This is a genomic window from Nocardioides jejuensis (genome assembly GCF_004337475.1).
GTDB classification, from domain to species: domain Bacteria; phylum Actinomycetota; class Actinomycetes; order Propionibacteriales; family Nocardioidaceae; genus Nocardioides; species Nocardioides jejuensis.
Map to the genome: position 1 here is coordinate 31,401 of NZ_SJZJ01000012.1, position 22,799 is coordinate 54,199.

The 22,799-nt window shown below is 70.4% G+C and carries 26 protein-coding genes; 8 read left to right on the plus strand and 18 right to left on the minus strand.

Translation table 11 applies throughout. The features are described from left to right. Window positions 1-116: 116 nt before the first annotated feature. Complete coding sequence (locus EPD65_RS08660; protein ID WP_131583189.1) at window positions 117-515, minus strand: DUF1003 domain-containing protein; 399 nt, start codon at window positions 513-515, stop codon at window positions 117-119. Window positions 516-544: 29 nt separating this feature from the next. On the opposite strand from EPD65_RS08660, the gene EPD65_RS08665 reads away from it, so the two are divergent. Genes EPD65_RS08665 through EPD65_RS08675 form a run of 3 tightly spaced genes read left to right on the plus strand, consistent with a single transcriptional unit; the run spans window position 545 to window position 2,735 of the window. After that, window positions 545-1,048, plus strand: a complete 504-nt coding sequence (locus EPD65_RS08665; RefSeq protein ID WP_131583191.1) for a flavodoxin family protein — start codon at window positions 545-547, stop codon at window positions 1,046-1,048. A 23-nt stretch (window positions 1,049-1,071) separates the two neighbouring features. Beyond that, the gene (locus EPD65_RS08670; RefSeq protein WP_131583193.1) at window positions 1,072-1,902 is read left to right on the plus strand and encodes a septum formation family protein; all 831 of its coding nucleotides are present in this window, start codon (window positions 1,072-1,074) and stop codon (window positions 1,900-1,902) included. Between the two features lie 8 nt (window positions 1,903-1,910). Next, complete coding sequence (locus EPD65_RS08675) at window positions 1,911-2,735, plus strand: septum formation family protein (protein WP_131583195.1); 825 nt, start codon at window positions 1,911-1,913, stop codon at window positions 2,733-2,735. Window positions 2,736-2,789: 54 nt separating this feature from the next. Here the strand turns inward: EPD65_RS08675 and era are convergent, their stop codons facing one another. The 9 genes from era to EPD65_RS08720 all read right to left on the minus strand — a co-directional run bounded on the left by era (window position 2,790) and on the right by EPD65_RS08720 (window position 10,906). After that, entirely contained in the window at window positions 2,790-3,776 is a 987-nt protein-coding gene (gene era / locus EPD65_RS08680) for a GTPase Era (protein WP_131583196.1), read from the minus strand. Continuing rightward, window positions 3,773-4,561 carry a siderophore-interacting protein gene (locus tag EPD65_RS08685; protein WP_131583198.1) on the minus strand — a complete coding sequence of 263 codons (789 nt, stop codon included), beginning with the start codon at window positions 4,559-4,561 and terminating at the stop codon, window positions 3,773-3,775. The genes era and EPD65_RS08685 overlap by 4 nt, the downstream gene beginning before the upstream one ends. Window positions 4,562-4,586: 25 nt before the next feature. Then, window positions 4,587-5,867, minus strand: coding sequence for an SAM-dependent methyltransferase (locus EPD65_RS08690; protein ID WP_131583200.1), 1,281 nt, complete (start codon window positions 5,865-5,867; stop codon window positions 4,587-4,589). A 2-nt stretch (window positions 5,868-5,869) separates the two neighbouring features. After that, window positions 5,870-7,252 carry an FAD-binding oxidoreductase gene (locus tag EPD65_RS08695; protein ID WP_131583202.1) on the minus strand — a complete coding sequence of 461 codons (1,383 nt, stop codon included), beginning with the start codon at window positions 7,250-7,252 and terminating at the stop codon, window positions 5,870-5,872. A gap of 47 nt (window positions 7,253-7,299) precedes the next feature. Further along, entirely contained in the window at window positions 7,300-7,626 is a 327-nt protein-coding gene (locus EPD65_RS08700; protein WP_131583204.1) for a cytidine/deoxycytidylate deaminase family protein, read from the minus strand. Between the two features lie 5 nt (window positions 7,627-7,631). Further along, the gene (locus EPD65_RS08705) at window positions 7,632-8,948 is read right to left on the minus strand and encodes a hemolysin family protein (RefSeq protein WP_131583206.1); all 1,317 of its coding nucleotides are present in this window, start codon (window positions 8,946-8,948) and stop codon (window positions 7,632-7,634) included. 4 nt (window positions 8,949-8,952) lie between these two features. Beyond that, the gene (gene ybeY / locus EPD65_RS08710; RefSeq protein WP_131583208.1) at window positions 8,953-9,420 is read right to left on the minus strand and encodes an rRNA maturation RNase YbeY; all 468 of its coding nucleotides are present in this window, start codon (window positions 9,418-9,420) and stop codon (window positions 8,953-8,955) included. Further along, window positions 9,417-10,451: a PhoH family protein gene (locus EPD65_RS08715; protein ID WP_131583281.1), complete on the minus strand. Its 1,035-nt coding sequence runs from the start codon at window positions 10,449-10,451 to the stop codon at window positions 9,417-9,419. The genes ybeY and EPD65_RS08715 overlap by 4 nt, the downstream gene beginning before the upstream one ends. A gap of 95 nt (window positions 10,452-10,546) precedes the next feature. Further along, window positions 10,547-10,906 carry a histidine triad nucleotide-binding protein gene (locus EPD65_RS08720; RefSeq protein WP_243640512.1) on the minus strand — a complete coding sequence of 120 codons (360 nt, stop codon included), beginning with the start codon at window positions 10,904-10,906 and terminating at the stop codon, window positions 10,547-10,549. An 87-nt stretch (window positions 10,907-10,993) separates the two neighbouring features. Between EPD65_RS08720 and EPD65_RS08725 the strand changes: the two genes are divergently transcribed. From EPD65_RS08725 to EPD65_RS08735, 3 genes are all read left to right on the plus strand, one after another. After that, window positions 10,994-11,533, plus strand: a complete 540-nt coding sequence (locus EPD65_RS08725; RefSeq protein ID WP_243640513.1) for a SigE family RNA polymerase sigma factor — start codon at window positions 10,994-10,996, stop codon at window positions 11,531-11,533. After that, window positions 11,530-12,606 (plus strand): Gmad2 immunoglobulin-like domain-containing protein, encoded by a 1,077-nt coding sequence (locus EPD65_RS08730; protein WP_131583212.1) that lies wholly within the window; start codon window positions 11,530-11,532, stop codon window positions 12,604-12,606. The genes EPD65_RS08725 and EPD65_RS08730 overlap by 4 nt, the downstream gene beginning before the upstream one ends. 72 nt (window positions 12,607-12,678) lie before the next feature. Beyond that, a complete protein-coding gene (locus EPD65_RS08735; RefSeq protein WP_165872946.1) occupies window positions 12,679-13,200 on the plus strand; it encodes a TlpA family protein disulfide reductase in 522 nt (173 codons plus the stop codon). A gap of 32 nt (window positions 13,201-13,232) precedes the next feature. Here EPD65_RS08735 and EPD65_RS08740 read toward each other — a convergent pair whose 3' ends face one another. From EPD65_RS08740 to hrcA, 3 genes are read right to left on the minus strand one after another with little or no spacing between them, the layout of a single operon-like run. Further along, complete coding sequence (locus EPD65_RS08740; RefSeq protein WP_131583216.1) at window positions 13,233-13,973, minus strand: 16S rRNA (uracil(1498)-N(3))-methyltransferase; 741 nt, start codon at window positions 13,971-13,973, stop codon at window positions 13,233-13,235. Between the two features lie 14 nt (window positions 13,974-13,987). Next, a complete protein-coding gene (dnaJ, locus tag EPD65_RS08745; RefSeq protein ID WP_131583217.1) occupies window positions 13,988-15,154 on the minus strand; it encodes a molecular chaperone DnaJ in 1,167 nt (388 codons plus the stop codon). A gap of 25 nt (window positions 15,155-15,179) precedes the next feature. Continuing rightward, window positions 15,180-16,202 (minus strand): heat-inducible transcriptional repressor HrcA, encoded by a 1,023-nt coding sequence (gene hrcA, locus EPD65_RS08750; protein ID WP_131583219.1) that lies wholly within the window; start codon window positions 16,200-16,202, stop codon window positions 15,180-15,182. A gap of 155 nt (window positions 16,203-16,357) precedes the next feature. On the opposite strand from hrcA, the gene EPD65_RS08755 reads away from it, so the two are divergent. Further along, the gene (locus tag EPD65_RS08755) at window positions 16,358-17,206 is read left to right on the plus strand and encodes a DUF3097 domain-containing protein (RefSeq protein ID WP_131583221.1); all 849 of its coding nucleotides are present in this window, start codon (window positions 16,358-16,360) and stop codon (window positions 17,204-17,206) included. Window positions 17,207-17,219: 13 nt separating this feature from the next. On the opposite strand, the gene EPD65_RS08760 is transcribed toward EPD65_RS08755, so the two are convergent. From EPD65_RS08760 to hemW, 4 genes are read right to left on the minus strand one after another with little or no spacing between them, the layout of a single operon-like run. Beyond that, complete coding sequence (locus tag EPD65_RS08760; RefSeq protein WP_207891477.1) at window positions 17,220-17,702, minus strand: TM2 domain-containing protein; 483 nt, start codon at window positions 17,700-17,702, stop codon at window positions 17,220-17,222. A 46-nt stretch (window positions 17,703-17,748) separates the two neighbouring features. Further along, the gene (locus tag EPD65_RS08765; protein WP_131583225.1) at window positions 17,749-18,249 is read right to left on the minus strand and encodes a hypothetical protein; all 501 of its coding nucleotides are present in this window, start codon (window positions 18,247-18,249) and stop codon (window positions 17,749-17,751) included. Then, the gene (locus EPD65_RS08770) at window positions 18,236-18,616 is read right to left on the minus strand and encodes a hypothetical protein (RefSeq protein ID WP_131583227.1); all 381 of its coding nucleotides are present in this window, start codon (window positions 18,614-18,616) and stop codon (window positions 18,236-18,238) included. The genes EPD65_RS08765 and EPD65_RS08770 overlap by 14 nt, the downstream gene beginning before the upstream one ends. A 27-nt stretch (window positions 18,617-18,643) precedes the next feature. Continuing rightward, a complete protein-coding gene (gene hemW / locus EPD65_RS08775) occupies window positions 18,644-19,864 on the minus strand; it encodes a radical SAM family heme chaperone HemW (RefSeq protein WP_131583229.1) in 1,221 nt (406 codons plus the stop codon). 128 nt (window positions 19,865-19,992) lie between these two features. Between hemW and EPD65_RS08780 the strand changes: the two genes are divergently transcribed. Next, window positions 19,993-20,946: a hypothetical protein gene (locus tag EPD65_RS08780; RefSeq protein WP_131583231.1), complete on the plus strand. Its 954-nt coding sequence runs from the start codon at window positions 19,993-19,995 to the stop codon at window positions 20,944-20,946. Window positions 20,947-20,984: 38 nt separating this feature from the next. On the opposite strand, the gene EPD65_RS08785 is transcribed toward EPD65_RS08780, so the two are convergent. Continuing rightward, window positions 20,985-22,793, minus strand: coding sequence for an AMP-dependent synthetase/ligase (locus tag EPD65_RS08785; protein WP_131583233.1), 1,809 nt, complete (start codon window positions 22,791-22,793; stop codon window positions 20,985-20,987). Between the last annotated feature and the right edge of the window lie 6 nt (window positions 22,794-22,799).

Consider the following 22,799-nt stretch of genomic DNA (forward strand, 5'->3'; position numbering starts at 1 on the left):
AGGAGCGTCAGCCGCGCAACACAACACCCCGCAGCGAGGAAGGCCGACAGTCTCAGGCCTCGCTGCGGCAGCCAAGAAGAAGGAACTGGCGCATCATGACTCCTCAAGACTAGCAGTCACCCCTGCCCGCCGAGCAGCCGCCGGTGGAGCTCGGCCGTGTGCTCGTGGATCGCCCGGGTGAGCTCGGTGTTGGTCTTCAGCTCGAGCTCCTGCTCCACGAAGTCGTGGTCGGCTTTCGCCTGCACGAGCGCAGCCTGGCGGTTCTGACCGATCATCACGAAGGTCGACAGGAAGATCGCCTCGAGCGACACGACCAGGGTGAGCGTCGGCCAGGGGCTGCGCTCGCCCAGCAGCATCCACACGGCGAACACGACGACGTGGACGTAGACGAACGTCATCGACCCGGCGAACGCCGTGATCGCGTCCGCCAGGCGGTGCTGCGCGCTCGACGCGCGCTTCTCCAGATATCCCGCAACACCCGGGTGCGACGACGGGGCGCGCTGCTCAGTGCTCATGAGCAGATGCTGGCACTAGATTCGTCCGCATGGCCCGGCTTCTGGTGGTCCACCACTCCCCGTCCCGCTCGCTGCAGTCGCTCACGGACGCGGTCGTCGCGGGCGCTCACGACGACAGCATCGAGGGCGTCGAGGTCGTCGTCCGGCCGGCCCTCGAGGCGAACGCCGACGACGTGCTCGCCGCGGACGGCTACCTGCTCGGCACCACCGCCAACTTCGGCTACATGAGCGGTGCGCTGAAGCACTTCTTCGACTCGACGTTCCTGCAGATCGGCGGACAGCTGGGCGACGACGGATCGACGGAGGGAGCGCCGGCGACCGGGGTGACGGCAAAGCGCCCCTTCGGCCTCTACCTCCACGGCCGCTACGACCTCACCGGCGCCATCCGTAGCGTCACCAGCATCACCGGCGCGCTCGGCTGGCGGCAGGGCTACGACGTCCTCGGCGTCCTCGGCGAGGTGACCAACGCGCACCTCGAGGCGGCCTACGAGCTGGGCGGTACGATCGCGGCGCTCGTGAGCGACGGCTCCTGAGCGCCTCGCAAGGGAGCCGGGTGATGGTGCAGAGCGTGCTGCGTGTGTGTGCGCTGGCGGGTGCCTTCGCGCTCTCGGTTGCGGCGCTCCTCGCGCTCGGCGGCTGCGGCAACGGACTCCCGGCGAACATCGACCCGGACCAGGTCGACGCGGTCACCGCCCCGGCCGACGGAGCCTGCCGCGTCCTCGAGCCGGCGGACGTCCACCACGCCAGCAACGCGGTCCGCACGGTCAGCTGCAGCAAGCCGCACACGGCCGAGACGTACGCCGTCGGCGAGCTGCCCGCCGACCTCGCCGATGCGGCGTACGACAGTCGCGAGGTGGCGCGCGACATCTACCGGTCCTGCACGGATGCGTTCGCGAAGCACCTCGGCGCCGACGAGTCGGTGGCGATGCGGACGGTACTGAGCTGGGCGGAGTTCCAGCCGTCCGAGAAGGCGTGGAAGAAGGGCGCCCGGTGGTACCGGTGCGACCTCGTCGGGGCCAACGACGCGGTGACCACGACGCGCTTCCCGGACCTGCCGCCGACGACCCGCAACCTGCTCCGTGGCTCGAAGCCTCCGGATCGCTGGATGATCTGCGCGCGCGGCAACTCCATCGGCACCAGCACCAAGGTCCCGTGCACGCACAAGCACAACTGGCGCGCCGCCACGACCATCAAGGTCGGCGAGCCCGATGAGGCCTATCCCGGCGACCGCGCGATCGAGGTCAAGACCCGGGAGTACTGCCACAGCTCGATCAGCGCCTGGCTCAACTACGCACTCGACTTCCAGTACGCCTACACCTGGTTCCACGAGGCCGAGTGGGAGGCCGGCATCCGCCGGTCGGTCTGCTGGGCCCGGACGGACACGTGAGGACCACCATGCGCATCGCTCCCCTGCTCCTCGCCGCCGGCCTCCTGCTCGGCGCCACCGCGTGCTCCGACGCGACGCCGAAGGCCGCGCCCACTGCCACGCCCACTCCGCCGCCGACCGCGAGCGCCGCGCCCACTCCGCCCGCGCGGGGTTGCTACAACCTGACGTACTCCGAGGCCCTCGCCGCCACGAGCGACGCCAAGCCCGTCGACTGCAGCCAGGCGCACACGGTCCGCACCTTCTACGTCGGCCAGGCCGACACCCTCACCGCAGGCGGACACCTCCTCGCCATCGACGCGGAGAAGGTGCGCCAGCAGATGGCGACGACCTGCCCGCAGCGGTTCGCGTCGTACGTCGGCGGCAGCACCGAGGAACGCCGGCTGAGCATGCTGTCGCGGGTCTGGTTCGGCCCGACACTGAAGGAGTCCGACGCGGGCCAGTCGTGGCTGCGCTGCGACGTCATCGCGCTCGCCTCGGACGGCAAGCTGGCGCGCCTCGGCGGCAAGCTGGAGAAGGTCCTCGACAAGGCCGACGGCCGCGCTCGGTGGGGACGCTGCGCGACCGCGAAGCCCGGCACGCGCAACGCGCACCAGGTGATCTGCTCGACCGACGACGCCTGGCGTGCCGTGGCGACGGTCGACGTGCGGGCCGCCGCCAAGGGTGCCTTCCCCGGCCCGAAGGCAGCCGACGCCGCCGGGGCAGCCTGCGAGGACAAGGTCCGCGCGCACGCGAGCGACAAGCTCAGCTTCACCTGGGGCTGGACGCCCCCGATGAAGGCACAGTGGGACGCCGGCCAGCACTACGGATTCTGCTGGGCCCCGGGCAAGCAGTGACGGTCGTCCGTGTGAGCCCTGGCCATAGGTAGGGCTCACACGGACGACCGCGCGTCAGAAGCCGAGCTTGCGGAGCTGACGCGGGTCGCGCTGCCAGTCCTTGGCGACCTTCACGTGCAGGTCGAGGTAGACCGGGGTGCCGAGCATCGCCGAGATGCCCTTGCGCGCCTGCGTGCCGACCTCGCGAAGGCGCGAGCCCTTGTGGCCGATGATGATGCCCTTCTGGCTGTCGCGCTCGACGTACAGGTTGGCGTGGATGTCGAGCAGCGGCTTGTCGGCCGGGCGCCCCTCGCGGAGGTTCATCTCCTCGATGACGACGGCGATCGAGTGCGGCAGCTCGTCGTGCACACCCTCGAGCGCGGCCTCACGGATCAGCTCCGCGGCGATCGCCTGCTCGGGGGCATCGGTCAGCTCGCCGTCCGGGTAGAGCTGCGGGCCCTCCGGCATCAGGCCGATCAGCAGGTCGGCGAGCAGGTCGACCTGGCTGTCACCGACCGCGGAGACCGGGACGATCTCCGCCCACTCGGTGCCGGTCTTCTCGCCCAGCTCGACGATCGAGAGCAGGTGCGCCGCGAGCTGCTCGGGCGTGGCCTTGTCGGTCTTCGTGGCGATCGCGATCTTGATCGTGCGACGGACCTTGGCCAGCTCGTTGACGATGAAGGTGTCACCGGGGCCGATCTTCTCGTCGGCCGGGAAGCAGACGGCGACCACGTCGACCTCGGACCAGGTCGTCATGACCAGGTCGTTGAGGCGCTCGCCGAGGAGCGTGCGCGGGCGATGCAGACCCGGGGTGTCAACGAGGATCAGCTGGGCGTCGTCGCGGTGCACGATGCCCTTCACGACCGTGCGGGTGGTCTGCGGCTTGTTGGAGGTGATGACCACCTTCGAGCCGACCAGGGCGTTGGTCAGCGTCGACTTGCCGGCGTTCGGGCGGCCGACGAAGCAGGCGAAGCCGCTGCGGTAGCCCTCCGCGTGCTGGCCGTGGATCGGGCCCGCCGGAGCGACACCCTTGATGTCGAAGTCGCGGTCGTGCTCGCTCATGCCTGCTCCTCAGCAGCGGTGCGGGCTGCGTCGTACGCCGCCCAGATCTCGTCGTCGGTCTTGCCCTGCGCCTTGCCCTCACGCCAGATCGGGCCGGGGTCGATCGCGCGGGGCTGGCGCTGGTGCCCACCGCCGCGCCAGTAGCCCATCACGTCGTAGGCACTCGTGGGGAGCTTCACCTCGCGCATCAGGTGCTTGCGGATCGCCCGCATCTGCGCGGACTCGCCCGCCATCCAGAAGTAGCCCTCACCTTCGGGCCACTCGATGCCCTCGACGATCGCCGCCGTCGCGGTCTCGGCGTCGTGCGGGACCGGCACCCAGGTCAGTGCCTCGGCAGCGACGTAGTCGGTGAGCGGCGCGTCAGGGATCTCGACCCAGGCGGTCACCGGCACGGAGACCGTCTCGATGGTGCGGGCGATCGCGGGCAGCGCGGTCAGGTCACCGACCAGCAGCAGCCACTGCGCGGAGTCCGGCATGTCGAAGCTGCCCTTGGGGGCGCTGATGGTGACGACGTCACCGACGCAGTCGCCGGCCGCCCACTCGGTCACCAGGCCGTGGTCGTGGACCACGATGTCGAGGGTGAGCTCGCCCGCCGTCCACGAACGCACGGTGTAGTAGCGCGTCTGGAACTGGCCGGGCACGGTCAGAGCGACCCACTCGTCCGGCATGCCGGTGCTCTCGAAACCCTCGAGGCCCGAGCCGCCGAGCACGATCCGCACGAAGTGGTCGGAGAGCTGCTCCCGCCTCAGGACGGTCGCGGGATACTGCGCTGCTCGGGTGCTCACCGACCAAGGCTAGCGGCGAGCGCGGTCACGCCCCGAATGCGTGCCTCATCGGGTAGCTGGTCTGGCCGTCGACCGTCTTCGTGGCGAGGACGTGGTGCAGCTGGATCTCGTTGCGCTCGAACCCGATCCGCGACCCGGCCATGTAGAGCCCCCACACCCGCGCCGTGCCGAGGCCAACCTCGGCGACGCACTCGTCCCAGTGCTCCACGAGGTTGCGGCTCCAGCCGGCCAGGGTGAGCGCGTAGTGGCGCCGGATGTTCTCGTGGTGCTGCACCTCGAGGCCGGCGTCCTCCACGGCGGTGACGATCGTGCCGGAGCCGATCAGCTCGCCGTCAGGAAAGACGTAGCGGTCGATGAACGCCCCCGCCCGACCGCTGCCCCGGTTGTCGGCACGCGTGATGCAGTGGTTGAGGAAGCGCCCGTCGGGCTTGAGCCGGTCAGCCACGAACCCGAAGTACGCCGGGTAGTTGGCCAGCCCGATGTGCTCGGTCAGGCCGATCGAGCTGATCGCGTCGAAGCCGGTCTCCTCGACGTGGCGGTAGTCGAGGTGGCGCACCTCGGCGTACCGGTCGAGGTGCTCCTCCTTGATCGCCCGCTGGGCCCACGACGCCTGCTCGCGCGAGAGCGTGACGCCGAGCGCGTGGACGCCGTACTCCCGGGCTGCGAAGCGGACCATCCCGCCCCAGCCGCAGCCGAGGTCGAGGAGCCGCTGCCCGGCACGCAGGTCGAGCTTGCGGCAGATCAGGTCGTACTTCGCCTCCTGCGCCTCCTCGAGCGTCGCGGCGGGCCCCGGGAAGACCGCGCAGGTGTAGGTCATCGACGGCCCGAGCACCAGCTCGTAGAACCGGTTGGAGACGTCGTAGTGGTGGTGGATCGCGTCGGCGTCGCGCTCCTCCGTGTGCCGCAGGAACCAGCGCAGCCCTTCGAGCTTGTGCCGCCAGGCCGGCAGGTGCTCCTCCGGGGGCGGCTTGGGCGGCACGAAGTGGGACACGCCCAGCTCGGCCATCAGCTTCACGATCTCGACCGGCCCGGGTCGCGCGACGTCGGTGTTGCCCGCGATCAGCGACAGCATCGGGTGGGGATCGCCGGCGTGCGTGCCGTGGACGACCAGGTCTCCACTCACGTAGGCCCGCGCCAGACCGAGGTCACCCGGCGCCGTCAGCAGGTACGCCAGTCCACGGGGCGAGGTCACCTCCAGCGTGTACGGGCACGACGTGTCGCCGGCCTCGCTGCCGTCGTACGCGGCCAGGCGGACCGGCAGACCGCCGTCGAAGAATCCGTCGAGCACCTCGGCGATCCTGGTCATGGCTACCTCCTGTGCACTGCCTTGTCGTAGAGCGACGTCAGCCGCCCGTCGGGGTCGTACTGCTGCTTCACGGCCCTGAGGTTGTCCCCGTTGTAGAGCCGGTCGAAATCCTCCGGCGAGTAGAAGGCCTCGCTGTAGAGCGACTTGTGGCCGCCGAGCTCGCTCACCTTCGCCTCGATCGCGCGGTTGGTCGGCCCGTCCTCGGCACCGTCGCCGACGCGCACCGTGCCCCAGAAGCCGACGTTGACGTAGGTCGTCCCTGCCTCGAGCGGGTACGACGACCAGGGCCTCGCGCCCGGGGCGGCCTCACGGCTGACCCGGAGCGGGCAGAGCCAGAGCGGGCGCATCCCCACCTCCGCGTCGAACCAGGTGAGGAACTCGCCCAGCCGGTCCAGCGGCACCTCGACGTCCTGCACGACGCGCTCGGCAGCGGGCCGGCCGGCGCGCTGGTCCAAGCGGCGCGAGATGTCGAAGCGCTGGTCGAGCCCGAGCAGCCGGTGATAGACGTCCGAACGCCGCAGCCGGCGCGGCCAGACCGCCCGGACCACCGGATGCTGCGCCCCGAACGCCTGGCTGCACCAGAACCAGTCGGTGTCCCAGCGCCACAGGTAGTCGTGCATGGTCAGGACGTCGGTCTCGCGCTGCTGGAGCGACCGGTAGAAGACGTGGCCGCCGGTGTAGTCAGACGGCCACTGGTCGCCGGGCTCGTCGGTCCAGTGCGCCAGCGTCAGCACGAGGTCGTCCGGCGCGAAGGCGACACCGTCCATGGCGTCCACCTGCTCGCCGTCCCACTCCCCTGTCTCGGTGACCTCGGCGATCGCCTTCTCGAGGACGCCGACGTCGGAGAACCGCAGGTGCCGCAGTCGTGCGTACGCCGGGGCAGGCGCGAGCGCGATGCGCAGGCGGGTGGCGTAGCCGAGCGAGCCGTAGGAGTTGGGGAACGCATCGAACAGCGGCTCCCCCGGCATCACCGTGACGATCTCGCCGCCACCGGTCAGGACGTCCATCGCCAGCACGCTCTCGTGCGGGAGGCCGAGCCGGAAGCTGGTCGCCTCGATCCCGAGGCCGGTCACCGCGCCACCGAGCGTGATCGTGCGGAGCTGCGGCACGACGTACGGCACCAGGCCGTGCGGCAGCGTCGCCGCCACGAGGTGCTCGTAGGTGCACATGCCCTGCACCTCGGCCGTGCGTCCCCGCACGTCGACCTCGATGACGCCGTCGAGGCCGGACACGTCCAGCCCCGTCGCGACCTGCTCACGCGGCCGGAAGAGGTTGGAGGTCTTCTTGCGCAGGCGGACGGTGTCGCCGGGCGGGATCGCGGCGTACGACGTCAGCAGCCGTGCCACGCCCTCCCGGTGCTGCTGCCAGCCGACCGGAGTGGACACATTCCGACGCTAGCGCGGCACTCCAGAGAGCGTCACTCGCCGGAAAGTCAGCGGAGCTTGCCGGCCGGGTCGGCGAGGTGGATGACGACAGTGTCGCCGGCGAAGTCGGCGACCGCGGCCGCGTCGGGCTCGGTCAGCGCCTCGGCGTCGCCGAGCAGCACGAGCGCCTCGAGGCCCCGCGAACCGGAGGCGACCGCCATGCCGATGCAGACCTGTACCGCGCTGAGCTGGAGGCTCGGCAGGTCGACCGTGGCGGCGGCGTACGTGCGGCCGTCGCTGTCGCGGACGGCAGCTCCCTCGGCGGCACGGGTGCGGGCGCGCGTCGCGCGGGCGAGCACGACGAGCTTGTTGTCCTCGGCGGTCAGGTCAGCCATGCGGGTCAGGCTACCGATCCGGGATCTGCGTCCTCGTCGGGTGTCCCCTCGGAATCGGCCAGGCGGCTGATCACGACGGTGTCGACACGCTTGCGGCGACCGCTCGCCGCCACTGCCTCGAAGCGCAGACCACCGACCTCGACTGCGGACCCCGGGATCGGTACGACGCCCATGAACTTCGCCATCAGGCCACCCACCGAGTCGACGTCATCGTCGGAGATGTCGACGTCCGGGAAGAGCTCGTCCAGGTCGTCGACGGGATACCGCGAGGAGACCTTCACCGAGCCGTCGTCGAGGTGCGCGACCTCGACCTCGGCGGCGTCGTACTCGTCGGTGATCTCGCCGACGATCTCCTCCAGGACGTCCTCGATGGTGACGATGCCTGCGGTGCCGCCGTACTCGTCGACGACGATCGCCATGTGCTGGCGGCGGGCCTGCATCTCCTTCAGGAGCGCGTCGGCGGGCAGGCTGTCGGGCACCCAGTGCACCGGCCGCAGCAGGGTGTCGATGCGCTGGGTCGTCTCGGAGTCGGCGTCGTCGAAGACGCGTCGCGAGACGTCCTTGAGGTAGGCCAGACCGACGACGTCGTCGAGGTTCTCGCCGATCACCGGCAGGCGGGAGTAGCCGCTGCGGAGGAAGAGCGACATCGTCTGGCGGAGGTTCTTGTGGCGCTCGACGAAGACGACGTCGTTGCGCGGCACCATCACCTCGCGCACGGTGGTGTCGCCGAGCTCGAAGACGTTGTGCACCATCTGGCGCTCGCCCTCTTCGATCACGCTCGAGGCGCTGGCCAGGTCGACCAGCTCACGCAGCTCGGTCTCGCTGGCGAACGGGCCTTCGCGGAAACCCTTGCCGGGCGTGATCGCGTTGCCGAGCAGGATCAGCAGCCGCGGGAGCGGGCCGAGCAGCGGCGTCAGCGTGAGGAGCACGGGGGCCGCGGCCAGCGCGATCGGCTCCGAGTGCTGGCGGCCGAGCGTGCGCGGCGCGACGCCGATGACGACGTACGACACCACGACCATCGCTGCGGTCGCGAGCAGCGTCGCCTGCCACCAGACGGTGATGTGGTCGAGCGCGAGGTGGGCGACCATGACGATCGCCGCGACCTCGGCGGCGATGCGCAGCAGCAGGACGCTGTTGAGGTAGCGCGGTGGGTCCTCGAGCAGGCGGACCAGCGTGCCCGCGCCGGCACGCCCCTCGTCCTCGATCTCCTCCGCACGGGCGCGCGAGAAGGAGATGAGGGCCGCGTCGACGGCCGACAGCAGTCCGGCGACCGCGGTCAGCGCGACCGCGGCGACGAGCAGCCAGAGATCCGCAGGCTCCATCGGGTCAGCCCGCGCGGAACTCGGCGAGGAGCTGGTCCTGCAACCCGAACATGACCCGGTGCTCCTCCGGCTCGGCGTGGTCGTAGCCGAGCAGGTGGAGGATGCCGTGGACCGTCAGCAGCTGGAGCTCGGCCTCCGTGGAGTAGCCCGCGTCACCGGCGTCGCGACGCTCGGTCGCCTGGCGCTCGGCGACGACCGGGCAGAGCACGAGGTCGCCCAGGACGCCCTCCTCGGGCTCCTCGTTGACCTTGCCGGGGCGCAGCTCGTCCATCGGGAAGGCGAGCACGTCGGTCGGGCCCTCCTTCTCCATCCACTTCTCGTTGAGCTCGGCGATCGTCGGCTCGTCGACGGCCTTGATGCAGAGCTCGGCGAGGGGGTGGACGCGCATCCGGTCCAGCACGAACCGGGCAAGCCTCGAGGTGGCCTGCACGTCCAGCGGCAGGCCCGACTCGTTGAGCACCTCGATGGTCACCGACGGTTCTCCTTCTGGGTGGTGGACTTGAGGGCGGTCGCCGCAGCTGCAGCGGCTTCCAGGGCAGCGTCGTGCTCGTCGTACGCCGCGACGATGTGGCCGACCAGCTTGTGGCGTACGACGTCGTGGCTGGTGAGCCGGTTGAACGAGATGTCCTTGATGCCGTCGAGGATGCCCTCGACGACGCGGAGACCGGAGCGCACGCCACCCGGCAGGTCGGTCTGAGTGATGTCGCCGGTGACGACGATCTTCGAGCCGAAGCCGAGGCGGGTGAGGAACATCTTCATCTGCTCGGGCGTGGTGTTCTGCGCCTCGTCGAGGATGATGAAGGAGTCGTTGAGGGAGCGGCCGCGCAGGTAGGCCAGCGGTGCGACCTCGATCGTGCCGGCCGCCATCAGCTTGGGGATCAGCTCGGGGTCGAGCATGTCGTGCAGCGCGTCGTAGAGCGGACGCAGGTAGGGGTCGATCTTCTCGGTGAGCGTGCCGGGCAGGAAGCCGAGGCGCTCGCCGGCCTCGACCGCCGGGCGGCTCAGGATGATCCGGTTGACCTGCTTCGACTGCAGCGCCTGGACCGCCTTGGCCATCGCCAGGTAGGTCTTGCCGGTGCCCGCAGGGCCGATGCCGAAGGTGATCGTGTTCTTGTCGATCGCCTCGACGTAGCGGCTCTGGTTGAGCGTCTTGGGGCGGATCGTGCGGCCGCGGTTGCTCAGGATGTTGAGGCCGAGCACGTCGGCCGGCTTCTCCTTCGTCTCCGCGCGGAGCATGGAGATGATCCGCTCGACGGTCTCGTTGGTGACGCCCTGGCCGGTGCGGATGACCGTCACGAGCTCCTGCAGGTAGCGCTCGATGAGGGCGATCTCCGAGGGCTCGCCGTGGAGCACGAACTGGTTGCCACGGACGTGGATGTCCGCGTCGAACTCGCCCTCCATGATCCCGAGGAACTCGTCTCCCGCGCCGAGCACGTTGACCATGTCGACACTCGGGGGGACGACCACCGTGTGGCGGGTGTTCTTGGCAGTGGGCTCCTGCATCGGGCCGGCTGCGTGCGGGGGCGTGCGCGGGTTCTCTGTCATGGGTGCAGCAAGTCTATCCGCGTCACCCGCGCTGGCGGGGCCGGGCGTGGGAGTCAGCCCGGGGGCCACTGCAGGTTGCGGCCGCCCAGCAGGTGCAGGTGCACGTGGAAGACCGTCTGGCCCGCGTCCGCACCGGTGTTGAAGACCAGGCGGTAGCCGGTCTCGAGACCTTCCTTCTCCGCGACGTCGCGGGCGGTGGTGATCAGGTCCGCGGCCATCGTCGGCGCCCAGTGCGCGACCTCGGCCGCGTTGGCGTAGTGGTCCTTCGGCACGACGAGTACGTGCGTCGGCGCCTGCGGGTTGAGGTCGCGGAAGGCGACGGAGTGCTCGGAGGCGTGGACGATCTCCGCCGGGATGTCGCCGGCGACGATCTTGCAGAACAGACAGTCCGGGTCAGGCATCGGTGCGTTCATGACGCCCAGCCTAGGACCCTCAGGGGATGAGGTGTGTCGCCGTGTAAACCCCCCGGCCGCGGTGCGCGTGGGACTAGCGTGACCATCGTGGACCCGGACCCGCTCGCGCTGGCGTCGTTGACGGCCGACGAGGCCGTCTCCGAGCTGTACGCCGCCCACTGGCGCCGCCTCGTGCGGCTCTCGGTGCTCCTCGTCCACGACCAGGGCCTCGCCGAGGAGATCACCCAGGACGCGTTCGTCGCGCTGCACGGGCGGTGGTCCCGCCTCCGGTCCCCCGAGTCGGCGCTCGCCTACCTCCGGCAGACGGTGGTCAACCGCTCGCGGTCGGCACTGCGCCACCGCAAGGTCGTCGACCGGCACGCAGCGCGGGAACGTCTGCCGGAGCCCGCTCCCGGCGCCGACGACGGAGTCAGTGCCGACGTACGCCGTGCGGAGGTGCTGGCCGCCCTGCACGCACTCCCCCGGCGCCAGCGCGAGGTGCTCGCGCTGCGCTACTACCTGGACCTCTCCGAAGCCGACATCGCCGCAACGCTCGGCATCAGCCAGGGCGCCGTCAAGAGCCACGCGTCCCGTGGCTCCGCCACACTCCGCACGCACCTCGCTCCGCACCTGGAGGACCTCCGATGAACCACGACGAAACCCTCGCGCGGCTCATCCGCGAGGCCGCCGACCAGGTGCAGCCCACCCACGCCCTCGACGCGATCCGCCGCCGGACCGTCACCGCCCCGAAGGAGAGCGCCATGTCCATCGCCCGCACCTGGATCCTCGGAGGCCTCGGCGGCGCCGTCGCCACCGCGGCCGTCATCGGTGGCGTCTACTTCGTGACGACCAACGGCAACGACGACGGCACCCCCGGGCCGCTGAGCTCGCCGACGCAGTCGGTGACACCGGCACCGTCGGAGACGCCGTCAGCCACCGTCACGCCGCCGGCCTCGCAGGCGTTCACCGTCCCGGTCTACTGGCCGGGCCAGACGCCGGCGGGGATGCGGCTGTTCCGCGAGTTCACGCACGCCGAGGGCGAGACCAAGCTCGAGGCTGCCATCAAGACGGCCGTGCTCGAGGCACCGGACGACCCGGACTACACGGCCCTGTGGCGTACCGCCGGTGCCGCCGACTGCTCCGCCGAGCTGACCGGCGACACCGTGACCATCAACGTCGATGCCGAGCCGGACCCGTCCGAGCACGCGCGCCTGCATGACGGCAGCTCCCTCCCGGACGACCAGCGTGCGATCGCGATCGAGCAGCTGATCTACACGGCCCAGGCGGCTGTCGGCAAGGGCCGGATCCCCGTGCAGTTCCTGCTCGACGGCAAGCACACCGACACCCTCCTCGGCGTTCCCGTGTCGGAGCCGCTGGCCAACGCGCCCGTGCTCGACACGCTGTCGCACGTGAACCTGTCGACGCCCTCGGAGGGTCAGGTGATCACCGGGGGCACGATCAACGTCACCGGCGTGGCCAACTCCTTCGAGGCGAACGTCGTCCTTCGGCTGCAGCGCTACGAGGGCAACTACATCGCCTTCCAGGGACCGGTGACGGCCGAGGGCTGGATGGGCGAGAAGCTCTTCCCGTTCTCGACATCGATCGACATCTCGAAGGTGACCCCCGGCAAGTACATCCTGATGGCGATGACCGATGACCCGTCGGGCGGCGCCGAGGGCCCGGGCGCGTTCACGGACACCAAGGTCATCACCATCAAGTGATCTGGTGCGTCTGTGGCGCATTGGGTGCGCCACAGACGCACCACACTTGGCGGTGATTCCCATACTTGGCGCGTGATCCGCCTCGTGAACGTCGCCGCCGCCCTCCTCCTGACCAGTGGCTGTGCCGCAGCCACGCACGACCAGGGCAGCGCCGGCAGCGAGCCGGACATAGTCCTCGGCTGGCAGGACGGCGATGGCCGAGCTGTCGACCTTCCCGACGGACCGTTCCTCGAGGGCGGCCTCACCGCACCGAAGCCGGGCGAGCCGGTGTTGATCAACTTCTGGGCGAGCACGTGCGGCCCGTGCAAGGCGGAGATGCCGCTCCTGGAGCGGCTCTCGACAGGAGGCGTCTCCGTGGTGGGCGTGACGAGCGACCGGTACGACTCCTTCGCCCGGGGCGCCATCACCAAGGCCGGTGTCACCTACCCGAACGAGCGCGACTTCAACCGGACCTACCTGCGCCAGTTCCGCGGGCTCGTGCCGATGATCGCCGTGCCCAGCTCCGTCGTGGTCGTCGACGGCACGGTGACGCGCGTGCACATCGGGCCGTTCCACTCGATGAAGGAACTGCGCGAGCTCACCGCGCCTGCCTGAGCGGACTCAGCCCGACGGGGCGAGGCTCGCGCTCAGGCCCAGCGGTCGGTGCGGGACAGCAGGGCCGCGACAGCGGCAACACCGGCCGTCGACGTACGCAGCACCTCGTCGCCCAGCTTGACGCCCTGGACGCCGGCCTCGGCGAAGGCAGCGAGCTCGTCGGGGCTGATGCCGCCCTCGGGGCCGACGACGACCACGATCGTGCCGGCGGCAGGCACCTTCAGCGACGAGAACGACGCGGGGCCCTCCTCGTGGAGCACCACGGCGAGGTCGGCGTCGCGGATCAGGCCCACGACCTGGGCCGTCGTCGCCATCGGCGGCACCAGCGGGAACCACGAGCGGCGCGCCTGCTTGGCCGCTTCGCGGGCGGTCGAGACCCACTTGCCGTGCGACTTCACGGCACGCTCGCCACGCCAGACCGCGACCGAGCGGGAGGCAGCCCACGGCACGATCTCGGCAACGCCGATCTCGGTCAGCACCTCGACCGCGAGCTCGCCACGCTCACCCTTCGGAATCGCCTGGACGACGACGATCCGTGGCGATGCCTGCCCCGCGACCTCGACCGACCCGACACGCACCTCGAACACGCGCTTGCCCGTCGACTCGACCTCACCCGTCACCGAGACACCGGACCCGTCGGTCAGGACGACCTGCTCCCCCACCGCCAGCCGGCGTACGGCGACGGCGTGGTGCGCCTCGTCACCGGTGACCTCGACGAGCGAGCCTTCCGTGACGCCGGAGAGCGTCGGGACGAGGTGGACCGGCAGCGACATCGTGAGACTCCGGATCAGTGCTGCGAGAACGCGTCGCGGAAGCGGTTGAAGACCGACTTGTGGGCCGGCCGCAGCGAACCCTCGACGGCCTCCTCGCCGCGCAGCTTCGCGAGCTCGCGGAGCAGGTCCTCCTGGGCGGAGTCGAGCTTGGTCGGGGTCTCCACGACGACGGTCACGACCAGGTCGCCCCGGGTCTGCGTCCGCAGGCCGGGTACGCCGAGACCGCGCAGCGTCGTCGTGATGCCCGACTGCGTGCCGGGGGCGATGTCGAGGTCGAACGACTGCTCGCCCTCGGTGCCGAGGTCGGACTCGAGCGTCGGCAGGGTCAGCACGGTGCCGAGTGCGGCGGCCGTCATCGGCACCGAGACGGTCGCGTGCAGGTCGGTTCCGTTGCGGCGGAAGACAGCGTGCGGAGCGACGTGGATCTCGACGTACAGGTCGCCGGCGGGGCCACCGCCCGGGCCGACCTCGCCCTGCTCGGAGAGCTGGACACGGGTGCCGTTGTCGACGCCGGCCGGGATCTTGACGGTGAGCGAACGGCGCGCACGGACGCGGCCGTCGCCCGCACACTCGCGGCACGGGTCGGGAATGATCGTGCCGAAGCCCTTGCACGCCGCACACGGACGCAGGGTGCGGATCTCGCCGAGGAACGAGCGCTGCACGTGCGCGACCTCGCCGCCGCCGTGGCAGGTCTCGCAGGTGATCGGCTTCGAGCCGGGGGCGGCGCCGTCGCCGTTGCAGGCGGTGCAGCGGACGGCCGTGTCGACCTTCAGCTCACGCGTGACACCGAACGCCGCCTCCGCCAGCTGGACCTCGAGCCGGATGAGGGCATCCTGGCCCCGGCGTACGCGCGGACGGGGGCCGCGACCGCCGGTCGAGCCCTGCTGTCCGCCCGCACCGCCGCCGAAGAAGGCGTCCATGATGTCGGTGAAGGAGAAGCCCTGGCCGGCACCGCCGAAGCCACCGCCGAACGGGTCGCCACCACGGTCGTACGCCGCGCGCTTCTGCGGGTCGCTCAGCACCTCGTAGGCGTGGGAGACGGTCTTGAAGGTCTCCTGCGCGTCCGGGTCAGGGTTGACGTCGGGGTGGTACTGCCGGGCGAGGCGCCGGTAGGCCTTCTTGATGGCGTCTGCGTCCGCGTCGCGGGAGACACCGAGGAGCTCGTAGAAGTCCTGGCTCACGTGTTCTGTCCTTCGGGGTGTTCAGTCACGGCTGCTCGTCGAGCAGGCGGGAGATGTAGCGGGCGACGGCACGGACCGAAGCCATCGTGCCGGGGTAGTCCATGCGGGTCGGGCCGACGATGCCGAGGCTGGCGATCGCCTGGTCCTGCGGGCCGTAGCCGGCCGCCACGACGCTCGTGCCGGAGAGCTCCTGGACCGGGCCCTCGTGGCCGATGCGCACGGTGACCAGATCGGAGCTCGCCTCACCCAGGAGCTTGAGCATCACGACGTGCTCCTCGAGCGCCTCGAGCATCGGCCGGACGGCCGTGTCGAACGACGTGCCGAAGCGAGCCAGGTTGGCCGTGCCGCCGACGGCGACGCGCTCGTCGGAGCGGTGATCCGACATCGCCTCCGCCAGGGTCTGCGCGACCGTGACGACGGACGGCTTGACCTCCGGGGCGACCAGGTCGGGCACGGCTCCGAGCGCCGTCACGGCATCGGCGATGCGCTGGCCCACGGTCGCGTGCAGCAGGCGGCTCCGGATGTCGGCAAGGTCCTGGTCGGACAGCTCGCCGGGCAACTCGACGAGACGCTGCTCGACACGGCCCGTCGACAGGATGAGGACGAGCAGCAGCCGGGTCGGCGCGAGGGCCACGACGTCGATGTGGCGCACCGTGCTGGAGCTGAGCGTGGGGTACTGCACGACCGCGACCTGGCGGGTCAGCTGCGCGAGCAGGCGCACCGACCGCTGCACCATGTCGTCGAGGTCGACCGAGCCGTCGAGGAACGTCGAGATCGCACGCTTCTCCGCGACGCTCATCGGCTTCACGGTCGAGAGGCGGTCGACGAAGAGACGGTATCCGGCGTCGGTCGGCACGCGGCCCGCGCTCGTGTGGGGCTGGGTGATGAACCCTTCGTCCTCGAGCGCCGCCATGTCGTTGCGGACGGTCGCGGGAGAGACGCCCAGCGAGTGCCGCTCGACGAGTGCCTTCGAGCCGACCGGCTCCTCCGTCGCGACGTAGTCCTCGACGATGGCACGCAGCACCGCGAGCCTGCGCTCCTCGAGCATGCGTCCTCCTCGCCGACGTCTGGCACGGGGTGTTCTGGCACTCCGAATGGGTGAGTGCCAAGCGTACCCGCCACTCCTCCGACTGCAGCGGTGACGAGCGCGACAACCGTGTGTCGGTGCGCGGTCCGGGCCGGACCGGTCGGCAGACTTGGGCGGTGAGCTTTGATCGTTACGGCACCGACGTCCTCAACAACGACTGGCGCAAGCCGAAGAACGGCCGTGCCGTCGAGATCTCGTCCGACCTCGGCCTGGTCCTCGAGGAGGTCATGACCGACTGGTGCGGCGAGATCGTCGCCGTCGACCGCGACCTGCGGACCGTCACGCTCGAGGACCGGCGCGGCAAGCGCCGCACCTTCCCGATGGGACCGGGCTTCCTGCTCGAGGGCCGGCCGGTCATCCTCGCTCCCCCGATCACGCAGAAGGGCCCCGAGCTCCCCACGCGTACGGCGTCCGGGTCGATCGCCGTCCACGGCACCAAGGCGCGGGTCGCCCGGGCGTCGCGCATCTTCGTGGAGGGCCGCCACGACGCCGAGCTCGTCGAGAAGGTCTGGGGTGACGACCTGCGGATCGAGGGCGTCGTCGTGGAGTACCTCGACGGCATCGACGACCTCTCCGACCACCTGCGCGACTTCCAGCCCGGCCCGAACCGCCGCGTCGGCGTCCTCGTCGACCACCTCGTGCCCGGCTCCAAGGAGAGCCGGATCGCCCAGGCCGTGATGAAGGGTCCGCACGGTCGCGACGTGCTGATCGTCGGCCACCCGTTCATCGACGTCTGGGCCGCGGTGAAGCCCGAGCGCCTGGGCAAGAAGGCGTGGCCCGACGTCCCGCGCCACCTGGAGTGGAAGAAGGGCGTCTGTCAGGCGTTCGGCTGGCCACACCGCGACCAGGCCGACATCGCCCGCGCCTGGAAGCACATCCTCGGTGGCGTCCGCGGCTTCCAGGACCTCGACCCGGCCCTGCTGGGCCGGGTCGAGGAACTGATCGACTTCGTCACGCAGCCCTGAGGGCCGCGCGGGGTCAGCTGCGCAGCGGGCGCCCGAGCTCGTCCTTCGGATCGCCGGCGAGGATCACGATGCCGTCGATGAACGGCCAGATGCCGCCGATGCCGCAGGTGAGGATCGTGACCAGCAGCTGGGCGATGCCCAGGCCGGTCTGCCCCATGTAGAAGCGGCCGATGCCGAGCGGGATCAGGATCTGCAGGAGACCCGCGATCAGCTTGGACTTGTCCGAGTAGGGCACGCCGGTCACGGGGTGGATGCCGTACGGCGCGGCCGGGTTGCCGTAGGCCTGCTGGCCGTACGCGGGCTGGCCATACGGCTGCTGGCCATATGCCGGCTGGCCGTAGCCGGGCTGTGCGTAGCCCTGCTGACCCGGCTGCGGGTATCCCGGCGGCGGAGGAGGCAGCTGCCCCTGGTCTGCACCCGTCGGCGGGACGGAAGGGAGGGGCGGAAGGGGCGTCGTGGGCTCGTGACCCTCAGGGGTCCCCGGCGTCTCGGTCATGTCGGTCAGCCTACGGACGACCCCCGACATCGCGGCGCAGAACGCCTCAGCCGGGGTCGATCTCGTCGTGCACCTCGAACTCGCCCGCGAGCACGTCCGGCTGGCCGGCCGAGCCGAGCTCACGCGGGAGGCCCTCTGCACCGGTGAGGCGCTTGCGCACGCCATCGGCGATCCGGGCGGAGACGGAGTCGATCGCGTCGTACATCTGGGCGGCGCGCTCGTCGTGCGCGGCCTGCATCCGTTCGGCGCGCTCGCGGGTCGCGGGGATCGCGCGCAGCAGCCCGAACGGGATCGCGGTGACCGCACGGTGACCTGCGCGCGTCACGGCACTTCCGAACGCAACCGTTTCAGCGCCGACCTGGACTCCGTCAGCGATCCGCGTCCGCGAGGCGAGGAACGTCGCCCGCTCGGTCGACCACGCCCGCTGCCGGCGTACGGCGCGCTCTCCGGCGAGGAGTGCACGGTCCGCGTCACGGAACCAGAAGCCGGCGAGCGTCACCAGCAGCGCACAGACGAGGACGAGCGCGATGGCGCTAACGAGCAGCATGGACCCGCACCTCGACCTCGAGCCCTTCGGCCGCCATCTCGGTGACGAGCTCGCGCGACGCCTGCTCGAGCACGATCCGCCGGAGCCGCTCCGGGGCCATGGCAGCGACGACGCCGGCGACCTTGTTGCGCGAGAGGGCGACGTCGAGCGGGTTGAGGATCTCCACGACCAGCAGGCGACGGGTGCCGGCACCCAGCGCGGCCTCGAGGTCAGCGGGAAGCGGCGGAGCCGGCTCGAGCGCCTCGACCTGCTCGGTGAGGGCCGCTGCGCGGGCCTTGAGTCCGTTGAGCTGCCACAGGAGCAGGGCGCAGGCGCCGGCCAGCACGAGGGCCACCAGGAGCGCGAGCACAGCGAGGGCAGCGGTCATGGTCGAAGCGTAGGGCTCAGACATGCGCTAGGGCAGGAGGTCGCGCACGACGGCGTCGGCGAGGAGCCGGCCGCGCGTCGTGAGCACCAGCGTGTCGCCGTCCAGCGAGGCGTCGGTGAGCAACCCGTCGGCCACGAGACCAGGGACGGCACCCGCGCCGGCATTGTCGAGGACGTCGCGCGAGAGCCCGTCCGCGAGCCGGAGCTCGAGCAGGACCCGCTCGACCCGCTGGTCCTCCGCGGCGAGCACCTCGCGACCGTGAGCGGGGCTCTCCCCCACACTGAGCCGCTGCGTGTAAGCGCTCGGGTGCTTCACGTTCCACCAGCGAACGCCGCCGACGTGACTGTGCGCGCCGGGGCCGACGCCCCACCAGTCGGCGCCCTTCCAGTAGAGGAGGTTGTGCCGGCAGGCGGAGCCGGGGCGGGCCCAGTTGGAGACCTCGTACCAGTCGAGTCCGTCGCCGTTCAGCAGCGAGTCGGCGAGGAGGTACTTGTCGGCGAGGTCGTCGTCGTCCGGCATCGGCAGCTCGCCACGACGTACCTGACGGGCCAGGGCGGTGCCGTCCTCGACGATCAGTGCGTAGGCGCTGACGTGGTCGGGGTTGCAGGCGAGCGCCGCCCGGAGCGAGGTCTCCCAGTCCGCGACGCTCTCCCCCGGCGTGCCGTAGATCAGGTCGAGGCTGACCTGCTCGAATCCCGCCTCGCGGGCCCACGCGACGGCGCGGGGCACGCGCTCGGGGTCGTGGGTGCGGTCGAGGACCTGGAGCACCGACGGCACCGCGGACTGCATGCCGAAGCTGAGCCGCGTGTAGCCCGCCTCGCGCAGCTCGCTCAGGTAGGCGAGGTCGACACTGTCGGGATTTGCCTCGGTGGTCACCTCGACACCGGCCGCGAGGCCGAACTCGTCGTCGATCGCACCCAGCAGCCGGCCGAGGTCGCGCGCAGGGAGCAGCGTCGGCGTACCTCCGCCGAGGAAGACGGTCTCGACCGGTCGGTCCACGTCACCGAGCACGCGGCGCGCCAGGGCGACCTCGCGCACCGCCGTCTCGGCGTACGACGACTGCGAGGCGCCGCCGCCGAGCTCCTGCGCCGTGTAGGTGTTGAAGTCGCAGTAGCCGCACCGCACCCGGCAGAACGGGACATGCACGTAGAACGCGAACGGACGCTGTTCCTGGCCCACCAAGGCTCCAGGCGGCAGGAGACCGTCGAGGGGTGCGGGGTCTCCGTCAGGCAGCGTCGAGGGGGTCACGCCGCCATTCTCCCAGCCAAGCCCCGGTCGTCCGTGTGAGCCCTACCGATAGCTAGGGCTCACACGGACGACCTCAGGCTGTGGAGAGGCGAATGCGGTCGTGGCCCGAAGGTCAGACCCTCGACTGCATGGGTTCTGACAAGCGACTGCGGCCGGACCGGGCGACGCCGCCCGGAGAGTGGCGTGCTGCGGCGGCAAGCCAGGCCGGTCTCCTGACCCGCGCGCAGTTGAGCGGCCTCGGGTACGACGAACGACACGTCCGTCATCGTCTGGGCAGCGATCGCTGGCAACTCATCACACCGATCGTCGTCGCCACCTTCACCGGCACCCTGACGCGTGACCAACTGATGTGGGCCGGCGTGCTCCACGGCGGACCACGCTCGGCCGTCGGTGGTATCGCGGCCCTCGAGCTCCACGGAATCAGGAACTGGACCCGGCCGGAGATCTCCGTGGTCATCCCCAAGTCGCACAAGGTCGAGCGACTCGATGGCGTTCGGTATGTCGAGACGCGGCGTGACTTCAGCGGTGCGCACTCTCCGGGCTTCGCGCTGCCGGTGCTGAAGGTGGAGCCAGCGGCGCTTCTGTTCGCTGCCTACGAGCGCAATCGCAGGACTGCTGAAGGACTGCTCGCTGCAGTCGTCCAGCAACGGCTCGCCACCCCGGCATCGCTTCGCGAATGGATCGACCTGATGCAGCCACTTCGACGTACGCACCAGTTCAGACAGGCACTCGATGACTTCGAAGGCGGGAGCCAGTCGCTCGGTGAGCGCGACTTCGTGAGAATCTGCAAGCGCGTCGGGCTGCCGCCGCCCGATCGCCAGACGCGGCGCAAGGACGCATCCGGACGGTGGCGCTACACCGACGCGGAATGGCACCTGCCGGACGGCACCGTCGTCATGCTCGAGATCGATGGCGGCTTCCACATGGAGGTCGAACACTGGCAGGACGACATGGAGCGCGCCCGCGCCCTGGCCCGGCCCGGTGTCATCCAGTTCCGCTGCACGACCCGGGAACTGCGCGACGCGCCGGAGATCCTGGTGCAGGACCTCCGACGCGTCGGAGTCGGGAGGTCGTCCGTGTGAGCCCTAGCCATGGCCAGGGCGCACGCGGACGACCGGGATCAGGCGTAGAGCCCGTCGATGAGCTCCTTGTTGTTGCTCTCGACGACCTTGCGCTTCACCTTGAGCGACGGGGTGAGCTCGCCACCCTCGATCGAGAAGTCGCGGTCCAGGATGACGAACTTCTTGACCGTCTCCCAGCGGTTGAGGCGGCCGTTGAGCTCGTCGATGTAGCCGGCGACCATCTTCTGGCAGGCGTCCGACGTGACGATCTCGGCGTACGACTTGCCGGCGAGGCCGTTGTCCTTGGCCCAGTCCGCGATCAGGTCGGGGTCGAGCGTGATCAGCGCGGAGACGAAGTTGCGCTCGTTGCCGTGGACCAGCATGTTCGCGACGAACGGGCAGATCGCCTTGAACTGGCCCTCGATGGACGACGGGGCGACGTACTTGCCGCCGGAGGTCTTGAAGAGGTCCTTCTTGCGGTCGGTGATCCGCAGGTGACCGTCGGCGTCGAGCTCGCCGATGTCGCCCGTGTGCAGCCACCCGTCGACCAGCGTCTCGGCGGTCGCCTCGGGGAGGTTGTGGTAGCCCTCCATGACGTTCGGGCCCTTGATCAGGACCTCGCCGTCGGAGGCGATCCGGACCTCGGAGCCCGGGAACGGGACGCCGACGGTGCCGATCTTGTTCTGCTCGGGGTGGTTGACGAACGCACCGGCCGAGGTCTCGGTGAGGCCGTAGCCCTCGAGGATGACCAGGCCAGCAGCGTTGAACCACTCGGCGATCTCGCGGTTGAGCGCGGCCGAGCCGGAGATGAAGAACTTGATCCGGCCACCGAAGCGGGCGCGGACCTTGCCGAAGACCAGCTTGTCGAAGAGCGCGAACTTGAGCTTGAGCGGCAGCGGGACGGACTTGCCGGCGGCCTGCAGCTTCTTGACCTCGAGGCCGGTGGCGAAGGCCTTGTCGAAGATGCCCTTCTTGCCCTCGGACTCGACCATCGTGATGATCCGGCCGTAGGCCTTCTCGAAGATGCGCGGCGCGGCACCCATGAAGGTGGGCTGGATGACGGCGAGGTTGTCGACGATCTTGTCGACGCGGCCGTCGATGGCGGTGGCGAAGCCACAGGCGAGCTGCGTGGAGAGCAGCACCTTGCCGAACGAGTGAGCCATCGGCAGCCAGAGGAACTGGAGGTCGTCCTCGGTGAGGATGCCCTGCGACTTGATCGCCTCGCCCTCGAAGACCCAGGACTTGTGGCGCAGACGGACGCCCTTCGGCTTGCCCGTCGTGCCGGAGGTGTAGATGAGCGTGGCCAGCTGGTCGGCCGTGATGGCGGCGGCGTGGTCGTCGATGACGGACGGGTGCTTGGCGAGGTACTCCTCGCCAAGGCGCTCGAGGTCGGCGAGGGTGAGGACACCCTCGGAGGCCTCGCCGGAGAGCGTCACGATGGTGCCCAGCTCCGGCATGTCGGCGCGGTGCTCGTTGACCTTGGCGATCTGGCCGGCGTCCTCGGCGAAGAGGAGGCGGCTGCCCGAGTCGGCCAGGATGTACGCCGTGTCCTCGCCGCCCGTGGACGGGTAGACGGTGGTCGTCGCGGCACCGGCGCACATGATCGCCAGGTCGGCGAGGATCCACTCGTAGCGCGTGCCGGACAGGATGCCGACGCGCTGCTCGGGCTCGATGCCCAGGGAGATCAGGCCCGCGGCGAGCTTGCGCACGCGGTCACCCGCCTCGGCCCAGGTGACCGACTCCCAGCCGTCACCGGCAGGGAAGCGGAACGCCTCGCGGGGACCGGACATCTTGACCCGGTCGAGGAACTGGATGGCCACGTTGGCCGGCATGGTGTCCAGGAAGGACGCATCGCGGTTGATCGGCATGGCCGC

Excerpts from the sequence above, each read along its gene's own strand:
- EPD65_RS08700 (WP_131583204.1), bottom strand. The coding sequence starts at position 7,626 with ATGGCTGACCTGACCGCCGAGGACAACAAGCTCGTCGTGCTCGCCCGC.
- EPD65_RS08760 (WP_207891477.1), bottom strand. The coding sequence starts at position 17,702 with ATGACCGAGACGCCGGGGACCCCTGAGGGTCACGAGCCCACGACGCCC.
- EPD65_RS08690 (WP_131583200.1), bottom strand. The coding sequence starts at position 5,867 with ATGACCAGGATCGCCGAGGTGCTCGACGGATTCTTCGACGGCGGTCTG.
- EPD65_RS08730 (WP_131583212.1), top strand. The coding sequence starts at position 11,530 with ATGAACCACGACGAAACCCTCGCGCGGCTCATCCGCGAGGCCGCCGAC.
- EPD65_RS08660 (WP_131583189.1), bottom strand. The coding sequence starts at position 515 with ATGAGCACTGAGCAGCGCGCCCCGTCGTCGCACCCGGGTGTTGCGGGA.
- EPD65_RS08765 (WP_131583225.1), bottom strand. The coding sequence starts at position 18,249 with ATGCTGCTCGTTAGCGCCATCGCGCTCGTCCTCGTCTGTGCGCTGCTG.
- EPD65_RS08770 (WP_131583227.1), bottom strand. The coding sequence starts at position 18,616 with ATGACCGCTGCCCTCGCTGTGCTCGCGCTCCTGGTGGCCCTCGTGCTG.
- EPD65_RS08675 (WP_131583195.1), top strand. The coding sequence starts at position 1,911 with ATGCGCATCGCTCCCCTGCTCCTCGCCGCCGGCCTCCTGCTCGGCGCC.
- EPD65_RS08715 (WP_131583281.1), bottom strand. The coding sequence starts at position 10,451 with ATGCAGGAGCCCACTGCCAAGAACACCCGCCACACGGTGGTCGTCCCC.
- hrcA (WP_131583219.1), bottom strand. The coding sequence starts at position 16,202 with ATGCTCGAGGAGCGCAGGCTCGCGGTGCTGCGTGCCATCGTCGAGGAC.
- EPD65_RS08705 (WP_131583206.1), bottom strand. The coding sequence starts at position 8,948 with ATGGAGCCTGCGGATCTCTGGCTGCTCGTCGCCGCGGTCGCGCTGACC.
- era (WP_131583196.1), bottom strand. The coding sequence starts at position 3,776 with ATGAGCGAGCACGACCGCGACTTCGACATCAAGGGTGTCGCTCCGGCG.
- EPD65_RS08785 (WP_131583233.1), bottom strand. The coding sequence starts at position 22,793 with ATGCCGATCAACCGCGATGCGTCCTTCCTGGACACCATGCCGGCCAAC.
- EPD65_RS08740 (WP_131583216.1), bottom strand. The coding sequence starts at position 13,973 with ATGTCGCTGCCGGTCCACCTCGTCCCGACGCTCTCCGGCGTCACGGAA.
- EPD65_RS08720 (WP_243640512.1), bottom strand. The coding sequence starts at position 10,906 with ATGAACGCACCGATGCCTGACCCGGACTGTCTGTTCTGCAAGATCGTC.
- EPD65_RS08665 (WP_131583191.1), top strand. The coding sequence starts at position 545 with ATGGCCCGGCTTCTGGTGGTCCACCACTCCCCGTCCCGCTCGCTGCAG.
- EPD65_RS08780 (WP_131583231.1), top strand. The coding sequence starts at position 19,993 with ATGGGTTCTGACAAGCGACTGCGGCCGGACCGGGCGACGCCGCCCGGA.
- EPD65_RS08670 (WP_131583193.1), top strand. The coding sequence starts at position 1,072 with ATGGTGCAGAGCGTGCTGCGTGTGTGTGCGCTGGCGGGTGCCTTCGCG.